The organism is Bacillus sp. M13(2017) (genome assembly GCF_002218325.1).
GTDB classification, from domain to species: Bacteria; Bacillota; Bacilli; order Bacillales; family Bacillaceae_G; genus Bacillus_A; species Bacillus_A thuringiensis_K.
Window position 1 is genome coordinate 1 of sequence record NZ_KZ268520.1, and the last position, 14,133, is coordinate 14,133.

The window sequence follows — 14,133 nt, forward strand, 5'->3', positions numbered from 1 at the left end:
AATAAAGTTAGTTTGTCTAGCATCTAAAATAAAAATTGACGTTTCACGTTGTTTGTTTCGTTCAGTTTTCAAAGAACTACTTGGTCGCTCATTTGCGACTTCCTTATGTTAACATCTTCATTTTTCAATGTCAACTAAGTTTTTTAATTTCTTTTTTGTCGTTTTCTGCGTTTCTGCATCAGCGACGGTTATTAATTTACCATATATAAACCATTAGCGTCAACACTTTTTAATAAAAAATTCTTTTTCTTACATAACGAATACATTCTTCTGTGTTAGCTACTCTCCGGAATAAACAGAAAATGATTTTATATCTTTCTTCCATGGCTTTTTTTACAACTTCATGAATACGCTCATCTTCAAAATCAAATAAAAGTTCCTCTAATTCTCTCTTCAATATGTATTCCATTTCTTTTCTTTCTTCTTTTGTCAACATCAGCCCAAGCAAACAATCACCTCAATAATTCCTTACGCAACAATAAACGTTCCGCTCATTTTCAATTATCACAATCCTATCATCCATTATATCCACTACTTACGATGTTAATCCTTTGTTCTCTTTTTTATATTTACAGCATATATGTAACTGAAAAGGATTGGACAAAGGGGCGTAATATTATGTTTTTCTTTTTTATTACGAGTAAGAGAAATTTTAAACACATTAGCTTAATAGTGATACTGTCCTTATTTACAGCATGGCTACTCTTTTTAAAAACATATTCACATGAATCTGCTTTTTCAACTGCTACAGGCCCTAAAGTAATTTACAAAGGAGACACCGCTAAAAAGCAAGTTGCATTTACGTTTGATATTAGTTGGGGAGACAAAAAAGCAATTCCAATCCTAGATACTCTTAAAGAAAGAGAAATTAAGAATGCAACCTTCTTCCTTTCTGCTGCATGGGCCGAAAGACACCCCGATATTGTAGAGCGAATCATGAAAGATGGGCACGAAATCGGTAGTATGGGGTACAATTACACATCCTATACTTCTCTAGAGACAAATGAAATAAGGCGAGACCTTTTACGAGCACAAGATGTTTTTACGAAACTTGGTGTAAAACAAGTCAAGCTGTTACGTCCACCTAGTGGCGAATTTAACAAAGCAACCCTTAAAATCGCAGAATCACTTGGATACACCGTCGTGCATTGGAGTAATAATTCAAACGATTGGAAAAACCCAGGTGTAAATAACATCGTTTCCACTGTCTCTAATAATTTGAAGGGTGGAGATATCGTCTTATTACACGCATCCGATTCTGCCCTTCAAACAAATAGAGCTTTACCGCTGCTCCTGCAAAAAATAAAAAGTGATGGATATGAGCAAATATCCGTGTCACAACTTATTTCCAACACAAGTACGAAAAGTGAAGATGTGAAGTAGCTTCTTCCCAACTACCCTTCACGCATAAAAAGCTCTACTACCTTTCAAGAAGGTGGTAGAGCTTTTTTAATCATACCATTTCCAGCATTATAACTGCTGGTGTATAAAACCTCTCTCTATTAAGCTGATTTACTTGTTTTTCCGATTAAACGATGTAATACAAGTAATTGATACGCATTACATAACAATAGCGGTATAACCATTAAATATAGCCAATCTGTATCATTAATCCGAAGCGCCGGTACCCATTCAAGGATTGTTACAACAACCATAAAGAACAGAGCTGGCACAAATGCTTTTTTATTTGTTTCTTTACTTTTTACATAAGCAACAATTGCTCCAAACACAAATAATATTCCAGCAACAAGTATGTTATTCCCTAACGAGACTTCCCCATTTGCAATAAGTACAGATCTTAAATACACAAAATCAAATAATACGAATGCAATAAAGAAGAGCTGGACTGCATTCCATAAAGAAGATGAGCGAAACATCCCTAGTCCAAAACGGTGGATTGTTAAATATGCAAAGAATCCCATTTGACTTATAACACTAAAAATAAATCCTACACCCATCAGCCAGAAAGATACTGCTAAAATCTCCTTACCGTCGAAATTTTGAAAAAATTTATTGTACTTGTCCCACTCCAAAACAAAACCAATAATAACTGTGCTAATCCCACCAAGAAACAACGTCGTTAAAAATAGTCGTACCCACTTGCGGCTATTCACAACACATCCCCCATTATCCTTATATTTCTAATTAAATTGTATCAATGACAATTTCAAAAAGCTAGCCATGTTCATGTATAAATTCCTTAAAGATATTTATATTAAAAAGAGAGAACTGTGCTGAAAGGAGTTCCAACTTATGAAACGGATGCTATTCATTTTCGTTTCTTCTTTTCTACTTATCGCACTTGCAGCATGCGCACAAGGAAAAGAAACGAAATCCGAACTAGATTACGATCAAACAAAAAAAATGATTGTTGATATTTTAAAAACAGATCAAGGTAAGAAAGCTATTCAAGATGTATTAACTGATGAAAAAATGAAACAAGCACTCATACTAGATGAAACAGTAGTAAAGAAAACGATTGAAGATGCCATGGTATCCGATAAAGGGCAACAATTCTGGGAAAAGCTCTTTAAAGATCCTGAGTTCTCATCAAAGTTTGCTAAAAGTATGGGGAAAGAACAAACTCAATTAATGAAAACCTTACTAAAAGACCCTGAATACCAAGCAGGCGTTATAGAAATTATGAAAAATCCTGAAGTAGAAAAAATAATGTTACAAACAATGAAGAGTAAAGAATACCGTCAATATCTACAACAAGTACTAACAGAAACTGCTGAAAGTCCACTCTTCCAAGCCAAGATGATTGATATCATTAGTAAAGGTGTGCAAAAAGCTGAAAAAGGCGGATCTGGTAAGAAAGAAGCAGGCGGTGACGGTGGTTCTCAAGGCGAAAAGAAGGAAGAACAGTAAAAAATAATAACTATAATAACGAGTGAACAATGTATACATTGTTCACTCGTTATTACTTTATCTTACTATTAACAGACAAAATGGCCCCCTCTAGTTAAGCGAAAGGTTTACTAACAACAAAAGCCTTATTGTTGTCAGTAACAGGTGAACCCCACTGATTAAAGTTTCACTTTATTTTTGTGTAACAGCTGTTTTATCAATTACTGTTTCAGCTATTTTACTATAAATAATGCCCGTTGTATGTGTATCTTCATATACTGAAGGAGCAAAGTCTTCTTTATTCCAATCGGGTTGTTGTAGCGGAATGCGACCAAGAACATTCGTTTGTAATTCGGTAGCTAACTTATCTCCCCCGCCTTTTCCAAATACATATTCTTTCTCACCAGTTACCTTACTTTCAAAATATGCCATATTCTCAACAACACCAAGAATACTATGTTCAGTGCGCAATGCCATCGCTCCAGCACGTGCTGCTACAAACGCAGCTGTTGGATGAGGCGTCGTTACAATAATCTCTTTGCAAGATGGCAACATTGAGTGCACATCTAACGCAACATCACCTGTGCCTGGTGGCAAATCTAGTACTAAATAATCTAGATCGCCCCATTCTACTTCTGTGAAGAAGTGGTTTAACATTTTCCCAAGCATAGGTCCTCTCCAAATAACTGGTGCATTATCCTCTACAAAGAAGCCCATTGAGATTACCTTTACACCTAAACGTTCCACCGGAATTATTTTGTCACCTCTTACGATAGGACGTTTTTCTATCCCCATCATGTCTGGCACACTAAAACCGTAAATGTCCGCATCGATAATACCAACTTTTTTTCCTAAACGAGCTAAAGCAACTGCAAGGTTAACGGAAACAGTTGATTTTCCCACGCCACCTTTTCCACTCGCTACTGCTAAGAATGTTGTTTTTGAATTAGGTGACAATAAAGATTCACTTTGCTCTTCTTGTTGTTCCGGTGCAAACTGAGCTAATTCCTCTTCTGTAAATTCTGCAAAACGAAGTCCAACTGTTGCTGCCCCAAGTTCTTTTACTAACTTTACAATTCCAGACTGCAACTGCATTTGTTCCGCTGTACCGGTTTTTACGATTGCAATTTTGACACTCACATGTTCCTTCTCTGGCTTGACTGTTACCTCTTTAATTGCACTTGTTTCTTTTAATGTTTTATGTAAAAACGGATCTACAATCCCTTCTAACGCTTCAACCACTTGCTCTTTCGTTACCATAATTAGCCCAGCCCCCTGTATGAAAAATAACGTAATGTTAATTGAATTTATCTCTGCTTATTCTTGAAATAAATGCGTTTACATTTCCAGTATAACATATTTTCCGAAAACTTCGTTAACGAGAGAAGCTCAAAAAAATCCTCCTTATTCTGGAGGATTTCCTTTTTCCGTGAAATAACGTAATATACCACGGTATATTGCAGCTGCTAACTTTTGCTGATATTTCTCCGAATTTAACATATACCTTTCGTTCACATTCGATAAAAAGCCAGCTTCAATTAAAGCACCTGGTGTTTTAGAATACTTTAATAAATACACATGCGAAATAGTCTTAGCAGAACGATTCGTGTTCTCTAAACTTGTTCTCAATTCAGCCTGTATAAATTTTGCAGCACGTTCATTTTCAATTGAAGAACGGTAATAGAACGTTTGTGCGCCTTTCGATCCACTACTAGTTAAAGCATTTAAATGAATACTTGCAAAAAAGTCTACATCAGGTTTATTGATGATTTCTACACGTTTTTTTAAATCCTCTGCTTTACGTCTGCTATATGACTTTGTATCTTTGTTAGCTAAATCATAATCTCCCTCACGCGTTAAAATAACTAGTGCACCTTGTTCTTGTAAATAGTCTTGTACCTTTTTTGTAATTTCAAGCGTAATATCCTTTTCTATAATATCCTTTCCACCAACAGCCCCTCCATCTGGTCCACCATGCCCAGCATCTAATACGATTACTTTCCCTGATAAGGGTAAATTCCAAGCACGCCACGATTTTGTAATTTGAAATTCTTGTTTGACTAAAAAAAATAATACAACCGCAGCGAGTGCAAAAGAGATAATTCGAATTCTCTTCATACCTTTCCTCCTCCAGCTAGTCCCTCTAATTACTTATATGGGACAAGAGGAAAGTTTATGCTTGTCTTAATGAAGCTTTAATCGATATCTTCTTTCACCTTTTTCATACCCTTCTTGCCACCACAATCCTATAAACTGCTGACAAGATTCAAAAAGTAATTCCTCATCTTTCAACTTTATTTCTCGCATAGTCATACTCGTTAAAAATTGAAATAGCGTTTCAGTTAATTGTTGTTCTTCTTCTAAAGCTCTATATTTCACATCAAAAAATGATTCACCATAATAACCAAATTTACTGTATCTCGCTCCTAATAAATAAGATTCTATCCCTAATTCAATACAGTAATCTTCATACTGACGATGAAGCTCTTGCATTTGAAAGGCATCACGAATATTTGAACGCAATGTTTTTAATGATAATTCCCGCAACATCTTCCGCTCGTATTTTAACTGCTTTTCTTTTTGTTTTTCTTGTAAGCTGACAATGACATTCATAGTACTTATAAACCTCCCTAATACGTATTAGTCTAAACTTCTAAAGAAGAAGCATACGCGCGGCGGTAGCACTAAAATATTCCAAGCTATAAAAATTGCAAAAGAGGAATGAAACATAAAAAAACCCCAACCAAAATGGTTGGGGTTTGTAGTTCGCAAAAATTAACGTTTTGAGAACTGAGGTGCACGACGTGCGCCTTTAAGACCGTATTTTTTACGCTCTTTCATACGTGCGTCACGAGTTAATAGACCTGCACGTTTTAGTGTTAGACGGTATTCTGGATCAGCTTTTAATAAAGCGCGAGAAATACCGTGACGAATAGCACCAGCTTGACCAGTGTATCCACCACCATTTACGTTTACAAGTACATCGTAGTTACCTAAAGTTTCTGTTGCAACTAGAGGTTGTTTCACTACTTCACGTAATGCAGCAAATGGGATATAGTTTTCAAAATCACGACCGTTAATGATAACGCGTCCTTCGCCTGGAACTAGGCGTACGCGCGCTACTGAACTCTTACGACGTCCAGTACCATAGTATTGAACCTGTGCCAAAGTAAGCCCTCCTTTAATTAATTATCCGCGAAGTTCGTAAACTTCTGGTTTTTGTGCTTGGTGTGGATGCTCTGCTCCAGCATACACGTTAAGTTTCTTAGAAACTTGACGGCCTAAGCGTCCTTTTGGAAGCATGCCTTTAATTGCAAGCTCTAACATTTGTACAGGGTAGTTTGTACGCATTTCAAGAGCTGTTCTTTGCTTAAGTCCACCTGGGTGGTTAGTGTGACGGTAGTAAATTTTATCGTTTAATTTATTACCTGTTAAATGAATTTTCTCAGCGTTAATAATAATTACATGATCACCCGTGTCAACGTGTGGTGTAAATGTAGGTTTGTTTTTACCACGTAAAATGGATGCTACTTCACTAGCAAGGCGACCTAAAGTTTGACCTTCAGCATCAACCACATACCATTTACGCTCAACTTCGTTAGCTTTTGCCATAAAAGTCGTACGCATGTGTTTCCCTCCTCGTTATCTTTTCCATAGAAAAAATCTATTGTTTATCTTAAACACGATTTCCTTCCGGGGCTAATCGTGGTTTTAGAAACAATACCATATGTTATGATATACTTTTGAGTTTCTAATGTCAAGCAAATGTTACACCAGGATTAGTTGTTATAGTTTACCTCCCATAAGTAAAGCCCATGACCTGGAGCCATCTTTCCAGCAAACTGACGATTTTGTTTCGCTAAAATCTCTGGAATGCTATCAGGATCAAGCTTTCCTTGTCCTATGCTAAGTAACGTACCAACAATAATTCTGACCATATTATATAAAAATCCATTACCTACAAAACGAAAAATTATTTCATCATCTTGTTCAATTAACTCAATTTCATAAATTGTTCGCACTTTATCTTTTTTGTCAGTTTTTGCCGAACAAAAAGAAGTGAAATCATGCGTTCCAATAAAATAAGGAATTGCTTTTCTTATAGAGTTGATTTCGAGCGGGTATGGATATTGATATACGTAATTTCTACGGAATACATCCGCAGTCTTTGATAATAATACACGATAACGATATTCTTTTTTCTCAACACCGTAACGTGCATGAAATTCTTCTGTTTTTTTCTCTACTTGCCTTATAACAATATCATCTGGCAACATTGTGTTTAAAGCATTACTCCATTGCCACTCTTCAAGAGACAAAGGGGTATCAAAGTGTATTACTTGTCCTTTTGCATGAACTGTAGAATCTGTTCTACCAGATGCCTGAACACGAACAAGTTCTCCCTTATGCAATTTCTGCAATGCTTTTTCTATCTCCTGTTGAACAGTACGATGGTTCGGCTGAATTTGATAACCACAAAAATGCATGCCATCATATGCAACCGTACATTTTATTCTATCCATTTCTCTATTCTCCATTACGATCGCACCCATGCCAAAATACAAGCTAAACAAAATAAGCTGACAATCGTTACTGTATCGCTTGTTTTCCAGCGTAGTTGCCTAAATTTAGTACGTCCTTCACCACTTTGATATCCACGAGCTTCCATCGCAATGGCTAAGTCCTCTGCACGCTTAAAAGCACTGATAAACAGAGGAACGAGCAGTGAAATAATAGCTTTCATTCTATCTTTTATCGGTCCCCCGGCAAAATCAATACCACGTGACGCTTGTGCTTTCATTATTTTACTCGTTTCATCCATTAATGTCGGGATAAAACGAAGAGAAATTGACATCATTAATGCGATTTCATGAACAGGAACCTTTATACGCTTCAACGGCTTTAATAACGTCTCCAAACCATCTGTAATTTCAATAGGTGTCGTCGTTAACGTTAATAATGTCGTCATTAAAATAATAACGAAGAATCGTACAGAAATGTATATCCCTTGCTCTAATCCTTTTTCATATATCGAAAACCAACCAAGCTGGAATAGTACATCCCCCTCTTTATTTGTAAAAATATGCAGGAAAAATGTAAAAAGAAAAATCCATAAAATTGGTTTTAAGCCCGAAAGTACATAACGAATCGGCACTTTTGCAAAAAATAAAGCAATGAGTGCATATAAAAATAAAAATCCATATGAAATCGCATTATTTGCTAAGAAAACAACAAATACATATAAAAAGACAATCAGCAGCTTCGTACGTGGATCAAGTTGATGAATAAGTGAATTCCCCGGGATATATCTCCCAATAATCAACTGCTGCATGATTCATGACCACCTTTTCGTAACACCTGTACAACTTCATGAGTAAGATCCTCTAAAGATAAGGTAGCCTTTGGAATTAAAATACCAAACTTCTCTTCAATTGCACGTTTATACTTTAATGACATAGGAAGATCCACACCAATTTTCTCTAGTTCATCAGCATGTGAAAATACTTCCTCTGCACTTCCTTGCAAAAAGACCGTTCCTTTATGCATAACTACAATCTGCTCCGCATACTGAGCAGCATCCTCCATATTATGCGTTACAAGGATAACTGTAAGACCCTTCTCCTTGTGCAGCTTATAAAACATCTCCATAAGTTCGTTCTGCCCTTTTGGATCTAGTCCTGCTGTAGGTTCATCTAATACAAGCACTTCAGGTTCCATCGCCAGTACACCCGCTATAGCAACACGTCTCATTTGTCCACCACTTAATTCGAACGGAGAACGTGTTAACAGTTCCGGTTCTAGCCCTACAAGTTCAATTGCCTTTCTAGCCTTTTGCCTTGCTTCGTCTACAGATACTCCAAAATTAGTAGGGCCGAAACAAATATCTTTCTCCACAGTCTCTTCAAACAACTGATGTTCTGGGAATTGAAAGACAACCCCTACTTTTTTACGTAGTGGCTTTAGCTTTTTTTCTTTCTTTCCTGCCGAAATCAAATGTTCACCAATTTGAACTGTACCATTTGTCGGCTGCAATAAACCATTTAAATGTTGAATCATCGTCGACTTACCTGAACCAGTATGACCGATAATGGCATAATAACCCCCACTTGGAAACGACACGTCTACATCATAAAGTGCGCGTCTTTCAAATGGAGTTTTATATTGATAACGATGTTCTACTTTTTGGAATGTAATCTCCAAAGTTCGTTCACCAAGCTTTCCATTGTAAGATGCGTATTTTGCAAGAGAATTTCATTTCTTTTTAATAATTCTGCTATTTTCACTGAAAATGGTACATCTAATCCAATTTCTTGGAGCATATGAGAGGATTTGAAAATTTGTTCTGGAGTCCCTTCCTCTAATATCTCTCCCTTATTTAAAATAATGACACGGTCTGATTGTGCCGCTTCTTCTAAATCGTGCGTAATTGATAACACGGTAATACCTTTTTGATTAACAAGTTGTCTAACCGTTTCTACTACTTCACGTCTCCCTTGGGGGTCTAGCATTGACGATGCTTCATCTAATATTAAAATAGATGGCTGAAGTGCTAAAACGCCTGCTATTGCCACTCGCTGTTTTTGCCCACCAGATAACGAATGAGGCTCATCATTAAGAAAATCTTCCATACGGACAAGTTTGAGAGCCTGATCTAATCTTTCTACCATCTGTTCTCTTGGCATTCCGATATTCTCTAAGCCAAAAACAACGTCGTCTTGCACTGTCGTTCCAACAAATTGATTATCTGGGTTTTGAAATACCATCCCAATTTGTTTTCGAACATCCCATACCGTTTCCTCTGATAAAACCATTGTATCATTTACTGTAATAGTTCCTGCTTCTGGCAAAAACAAACCATTCAATAATTTTGCAAGTGTAGACTTCCCTGAACCGTTTTGTCCAATAACAGATACCCATTCTCCCTCATATAAGGAAAATGAAACATCTTTTAATGCATAAGTGGCTGCCCCAGGATATTGAAAGGATATATTTTCTGTCCGAAGTTTCTCTTTTTTCAATACAAGGCACCCTTTCCTTCGCCAAGTTAGCCTATTTTTATATTTAAAAAAAAGGGCCATGACCAGTTTCTTGAAAAGAACTGTCCTGCCCTTTTAATTATCATTATACTAACTCGATAATTACCATTGGTGCTGCGTCTCCGCGACGTGGACCAATTTTTGCAATACGAGTGTATCCGCCTTGGCGCTCAGCATAGCGTGGAGCTACATCAGCGAATAATTTTTGAAGTGCATCTTGACCAGTCTCAGCGTTAGCTACTTCATTGCGAATGAAAGCTGCTGCTTGACGACGAGCATGAAGATCTCCGCGTTTACCTAAAGTGATCATTTTTTCCACTACAGAACGAAGTTCTTTTGCACGAGTTTCTGTCGTTTGGATGCGCTCGTTGATAATTAAATCAGTAGCTAAGTCACGTAACATAGCTTTACGTTGCGCACTTGTACGGCCTAATTTTCTGTATGCCATTCGTAGTTCCCTCCTTTGTTGATGGGTTTAAATCCTCAGTCGTCTTTACGTAAACCTAAACCTAATTCTTCAAGTTTATGTTTAACTTCTTCTAAGGATTTACGTCCTAAGTTACGAACTTTCATCATATCTTCTTCTGTTTTGTTCGCAAGCTCTTGTACAGTATTAATTCCTGCACGTTTAAGGCAATTATAAGAACGAACAGAAAGATCTAGTTCCTCGATAGTCATCTCAAGAACTTTCTCTTTTTGATCTTCTTCCTTCTCAACCATAATCTCAGCATTTTGTGCTTCATCAGTTAAACCAACAAAGATATTTAAATGCTCAGTTAAGATTTTGGCACCTAAAGAGATAGCTTCTTTTGGCCCGATGCTTCCATCCGTCCATACATCAAGCGTAAGCTTATCATAATTAGCCACTTGTCCGACACGTGTCTTTTCCACTTGGTAAGTCACACGTGATACTGGAGTATAAATAGAATCAATAGGAATTACTCCTATTGGTTGATCTTCGCTTTTATTTGCATCAGCTGGCGTATACCCACGGCCACGCTTTGCAGTTAAACGCACGCGGAAATGCGCATCTTTTGCTAACGTTGCAATGTGTAAATCTGGATTTAAGATTTCTACATCACTATCGTGAGTAATATCAGCAGCTGTGACAATACCTTCGCCCTGCACATCAATTTCCAACGTCTTCTCTTCTTCAGAGTAGATTTTAAGAGCTAACTTTTTCAAGTTTAAGATGATCGTTGTAACGTCTTCTACTACGCCCTCAACTGTTGAAAATTCATGTAATACGCCATCGATTTGGATAGCAGTAACAGCGGCACCAGGGAGTGAAGATAAAAGAATACGACGTAAGGAGTTACCCAACGTAGTACCATATCCACGCTCAAGCGGTTCAATTACGAATTTACCATATTTAGCATCTTCGTTAAGTTCAACCGTTTCGATTTTCGGCTTTTCGATTTCAATCATTAACTAAACCCTCCTTCAAAACGTCGAAACCCCGGTTAAACAAAGGTACAACCCCTGTCTAACCGAAAGTCCCCCTTAGGCAGTTCCCGATTGTGCACAACAAGCGATGTTTCTGTACGAAATTTCTCGATAATGCATCATATCCATTATAGACAAAAGGGAAAATTCTATACAGAAAAATTACACACGACGACGTTTTGGTGGACGACATCCATTATGAGGAACTGGAGTAACATCTCTAATTGCTGTTACTTCTAGACCTGCAGCTTGAAGAGCACGAATTGCAGCTTCACGACCAGCACCAGGACCTTTAACAGTAACCTCTAAAGTTTTTAAACCGTGTTCCATTGCAGCTTTAGCAGCAGTTTCAGCAGCCATTTGCGCAGCGAATGGAGTAGATTTACGAGATCCACGGAAACCAAGTGCACCAGCACTAGACCAAGAAAGTGCGTTACCGTGAGTATCTGTAAGAGTTACGATTGTGTTGTTGAAAGTAGAACGAATATGAGCTATACCAGCTTCAATATTCTTTTTCACACGTTTTTTACGAGTGTTTGTTTTACGTGCCATTGTTAGTTCAACCTCCTTTACTTATTATTTCTTTTTATTTGCTACTGTACGACGTGGACCTTTACGTGTACGAGCATTGTTTTTAGAATTTTGACCACGAACTGGTAAGCCACGACGGTGACGAAGACCACGGTAAGAACCGATCTCCATTAGACGTTTAATGTTAAGAGATACTTCACGACGAAGGTCTCCCTCAACTTTAATACGATCGATGATATCACGGATACGTCCTAATTCGTCTTCCGTTAAATCACGAACTCGTGTTTCTTCAGAAATACCTGCTTCAGCAAGAATTTTTTCAGCAGTTGTGCGACCAATGCCGAATACGTAAGTTAAAGAAATAACAACGCGTTTGTCTCGAGGAATATCTACACCTGCGATACGTGCCATTACGAATGCACCTCCTTCTGATTAACCTTGTTTTTGTTTATGTTTAGGGTTTTCACAAATAACCATTACTTTTCCACGTCTACGAATAACTTTACATTTTTCGCAGATTGGTTTAACTGACGGTCTTACTTTCATGTCTCGAACCTCCTTAAAGATTACGGAGTGCTATATTATTTAAAACGGTACGTAATACGACCACGATTTAAATCGTACGGAGATAATTCTACCGTAACTTTGTCTCCTGGTAAAATACGAATGAAGTTCATACGGATTTTACCAGAAACGTGAGCCAATACGACATGCCCATTCTCTAATTCTACTTTGAACATAGCATTTGGCAACGTTTCAAGAACGGTACCTTCGACTTCAATTACATCATCTTTAGCCATTCAATAGTTCTCCCTTCTTCAAATCAGTAACATTTTACACTGCTCTGAAATCCCGGAGAGCCAGCTACTTATAAAGTGGTAAGGATTTCGTATCCTGCTTCTGTAAGAGCAATCGTGTGCTCAAAATGGGCACACCATTTACCATCTACCGTTACCACTGTCCAGTCATCAGATAGTGTTTTTACATATCGTCTTCCTTGATTCACCATCGGCTCAACACAGATGACCATTCCCGGCTTTAATCTAGGGCCTCTATTTGGTGGACCATAGTGCGGGATTTGAGGGTCCTCATGTAAGTCTTGCCCGATTCCGTGACCAACATACTCCCTAACGATCGAGAATCCATTCTCTTCAGCATGGGTTTGAACCGCATGTGAGATATTTGATAATCTCTCGCCTGGTTTTACTTGTTCTAGACCAAGATACAACGATTTTTCTGTGACATCAAGTAGCTTTTGAACAGATTCAGAAATGTTTCCAACTGGATACGTCCATGCAGAATCTCCATGGTACCCATTGTATTTCGCACCAATATCGATACTGATGATATCGCCCTCTTTGAGCTTGCGCTTCCCTGGAATTCCGTGTACAAGCTCTTCATTTACAGAAGCACATATGCTCCCCGGAAATCCGTTGTATCCTTTAAAAGATGGCGTAGCACCATATTTTTGAATCGTCTTTTCCGCTATTTGATCGAGCTCTTTCGTTGTAATTCCTGGAGTAATGTGCTGTTTCAACTCTTGATGAGTCAAAGCAACGATCCTGCCAGCTTCTCGCATGATTTCTATCTCGCGAGGAGTTTTGCAGATTATCATTACGCTAAGCCTCCGATGAGAACATCGATATCAGCAAATACTTTATTGATATCTTGCTCACCATTAATGCTTTGTAAGTAACCAAGCTCTTCGTAGAAATCAAGCAAAGGTTTTGTTTGCTTAATATTTACATCTAAACGATTTGCTACAGTTTCTTCATTGTCATCAGAGCGTTGATATAATTCGCCACCACATTTATCGCACACATCAGCTTTTGCTGGTGGATTGAATTCTAAGTGGTAAGTCGCACCGCACTCTTTACAAATGCGACGGCCTGTAAGGCGTTTTAATAACAACCCTGAATCCACATTAATGTTTAAAACATAGTCGATTTTTTTGCCAAGATCTTTCATAATTTCTTCAAGAGCTGATGCTTGTGCAACAGTTCGTGGGAAACCGTCTAGTAAGAAACCTCTTACGCAGTCGTCTTGACTTAAACGTTCACGAACGATTCCGATTGTAACTTCATCTGGAACAAGTGCACCTTTATCAATAAAAGATTTTGCTTGTAGACCCATTTCAGTTTCAGCCTTCATAGCTGCACGGAACATGTCTCCTGTTGAAATGTGAGGGATGTTATACTTGGCAACAATCTGTTCGGCTTGTGTACCTTTACCAGCACCAGGAAGCCCCATTAAAATTAAGTTCATCCTT

21 protein-coding genes are annotated in these 14,133 nt (G+C 37.8%); 2 read left to right on the plus strand and 19 right to left on the minus strand.

What is annotated here, in order from left to right:
* Positions 1-229: 229 nt before the first annotated feature.
* Complete coding sequence (locus CGQ22_RS28425) at positions 230-448, minus strand: hypothetical protein (RefSeq protein WP_000901147.1); 219 nt, start codon at positions 446-448, stop codon at positions 230-232.
* A 170-nt stretch (positions 449-618) separates the two neighbouring features.
* On the opposite strand from CGQ22_RS28425, the gene pdaB reads away from it, so the two are divergent.
* Positions 619-1,383, plus strand: a complete 765-nt coding sequence (gene pdaB / locus CGQ22_RS28430) for a polysaccharide deacetylase family sporulation protein PdaB (protein ID WP_000464705.1) — start codon at positions 619-621, stop codon at positions 1,381-1,383.
* Positions 1,384-1,502: 119 nt separating this feature from the next.
* Here pdaB and kbaA read toward each other — a convergent pair whose 3' ends face one another.
* A complete protein-coding gene (gene kbaA / locus CGQ22_RS28435; protein WP_001088526.1) occupies positions 1,503-2,114 on the minus strand; it encodes a KinB signaling pathway activation protein KbaA in 612 nt (203 codons plus the stop codon).
* 139 nt (positions 2,115-2,253) lie between these two features.
* Here kbaA and gerD point away from each other — a divergent pair, with 139 nt between their 5' ends.
* Positions 2,254-2,871, plus strand: a complete 618-nt coding sequence (gerD, locus tag CGQ22_RS28440) for a spore germination lipoprotein GerD (protein WP_000827292.1) — start codon at positions 2,254-2,256, stop codon at positions 2,869-2,871.
* A gap of 171 nt (positions 2,872-3,042) precedes the next feature.
* Here the strand turns inward: gerD and CGQ22_RS28445 are convergent, their stop codons facing one another.
* The 17 genes from CGQ22_RS28445 to CGQ22_RS28525 all read right to left on the minus strand — a co-directional run bounded on the left by CGQ22_RS28445 (position 3,043) and on the right by CGQ22_RS28525 (position 14,129).
* Positions 3,043-4,110, minus strand: a complete 1,068-nt coding sequence (locus tag CGQ22_RS28445; protein ID WP_000256632.1) for an Mrp/NBP35 family ATP-binding protein — start codon at positions 4,108-4,110, stop codon at positions 3,043-3,045.
* A 144-nt stretch (positions 4,111-4,254) separates the two neighbouring features.
* Complete coding sequence (gene cwlD, locus CGQ22_RS28450; RefSeq protein WP_000822438.1) at positions 4,255-4,968, minus strand: N-acetylmuramoyl-L-alanine amidase CwlD; 714 nt, start codon at positions 4,966-4,968, stop codon at positions 4,255-4,257.
* Between the two features lie 66 nt (positions 4,969-5,034).
* Complete coding sequence (locus CGQ22_RS28455; RefSeq protein ID WP_001101005.1) at positions 5,035-5,463, minus strand: DUF2521 family protein; 429 nt, start codon at positions 5,461-5,463, stop codon at positions 5,035-5,037.
* A 162-nt stretch (positions 5,464-5,625) separates the two neighbouring features.
* Positions 5,626-6,018, minus strand: coding sequence for a 30S ribosomal protein S9 (gene rpsI, locus CGQ22_RS28460; RefSeq protein ID WP_000079986.1), 393 nt, complete (start codon positions 6,016-6,018; stop codon positions 5,626-5,628).
* A 21-nt stretch (positions 6,019-6,039) separates the two neighbouring features.
* The gene (rplM, locus tag CGQ22_RS28465) at positions 6,040-6,477 is read right to left on the minus strand and encodes a 50S ribosomal protein L13 (RefSeq protein WP_001260793.1); all 438 of its coding nucleotides are present in this window, start codon (positions 6,475-6,477) and stop codon (positions 6,040-6,042) included.
* A gap of 152 nt (positions 6,478-6,629) precedes the next feature.
* On the minus strand, positions 6,630-7,373 hold the full coding sequence (gene truA, locus CGQ22_RS28470; protein ID WP_002163816.1) for a tRNA pseudouridine(38-40) synthase TruA: 744 nt from the start codon (positions 7,371-7,373) through the stop codon (positions 6,630-6,632).
* Positions 7,374-7,387: 14 nt separating this feature from the next.
* Positions 7,388-8,182, minus strand: a complete 795-nt coding sequence (locus CGQ22_RS28475) for an energy-coupling factor transporter transmembrane component T family protein (RefSeq protein ID WP_001186526.1) — start codon at positions 8,180-8,182, stop codon at positions 7,388-7,390.
* Complete coding sequence (locus CGQ22_RS28480; RefSeq protein ID WP_089149678.1) at positions 8,170-9,051, minus strand: energy-coupling factor ABC transporter ATP-binding protein; 882 nt, start codon at positions 9,049-9,051, stop codon at positions 8,170-8,172. Before CGQ22_RS28480 ends, CGQ22_RS28475 begins: the two co-directional genes overlap by 13 nt.
* Positions 9,027-9,869, minus strand: coding sequence for an energy-coupling factor ABC transporter ATP-binding protein (locus CGQ22_RS28485; RefSeq protein ID WP_139032696.1), 843 nt, complete (start codon positions 9,867-9,869; stop codon positions 9,027-9,029). Before CGQ22_RS28485 ends, CGQ22_RS28480 begins: the two co-directional genes overlap by 25 nt.
* A gap of 103 nt (positions 9,870-9,972) precedes the next feature.
* The gene (gene rplQ, locus CGQ22_RS28490) at positions 9,973-10,335 is read right to left on the minus strand and encodes a 50S ribosomal protein L17 (RefSeq protein WP_000331490.1); all 363 of its coding nucleotides are present in this window, start codon (positions 10,333-10,335) and stop codon (positions 9,973-9,975) included.
* A 35-nt stretch (positions 10,336-10,370) separates the two neighbouring features.
* Complete coding sequence (locus CGQ22_RS28495) at positions 10,371-11,315, minus strand: DNA-directed RNA polymerase subunit alpha (RefSeq protein WP_000569643.1); 945 nt, start codon at positions 11,313-11,315, stop codon at positions 10,371-10,373.
* A 180-nt stretch (positions 11,316-11,495) separates the two neighbouring features.
* Positions 11,496-11,885 carry a 30S ribosomal protein S11 gene (gene rpsK, locus CGQ22_RS28500; RefSeq protein WP_000101798.1) on the minus strand — a complete coding sequence of 130 codons (390 nt, stop codon included), beginning with the start codon at positions 11,883-11,885 and terminating at the stop codon, positions 11,496-11,498.
* Between the two features lie 24 nt (positions 11,886-11,909).
* Positions 11,910-12,275, minus strand: coding sequence for a 30S ribosomal protein S13 (gene rpsM, locus CGQ22_RS28505; protein ID WP_000090788.1), 366 nt, complete (start codon positions 12,273-12,275; stop codon positions 11,910-11,912).
* Positions 12,276-12,296: 21 nt separating this feature from the next.
* The gene (rpmJ, locus tag CGQ22_RS28510; RefSeq protein WP_000868344.1) at positions 12,297-12,410 is read right to left on the minus strand and encodes a 50S ribosomal protein L36; all 114 of its coding nucleotides are present in this window, start codon (positions 12,408-12,410) and stop codon (positions 12,297-12,299) included.
* 35 nt (positions 12,411-12,445) lie between these two features.
* Complete coding sequence (infA, locus tag CGQ22_RS28515) at positions 12,446-12,664, minus strand: translation initiation factor IF-1 (protein ID WP_001029884.1); 219 nt, start codon at positions 12,662-12,664, stop codon at positions 12,446-12,448.
* Positions 12,665-12,732: 68 nt separating this feature from the next.
* Positions 12,733-13,479 (minus strand): type I methionyl aminopeptidase, encoded by a 747-nt coding sequence (gene map, locus CGQ22_RS28520; protein WP_000582539.1) that lies wholly within the window; start codon positions 13,477-13,479, stop codon positions 12,733-12,735.
* Entirely contained in the window at positions 13,479-14,129 is a 651-nt protein-coding gene (locus tag CGQ22_RS28525; protein WP_001048989.1) for an adenylate kinase, read from the minus strand. Before CGQ22_RS28525 ends, map begins: the two co-directional genes overlap by 1 nt.
* Positions 14,130-14,133: the final 4 nt, after the last annotated feature.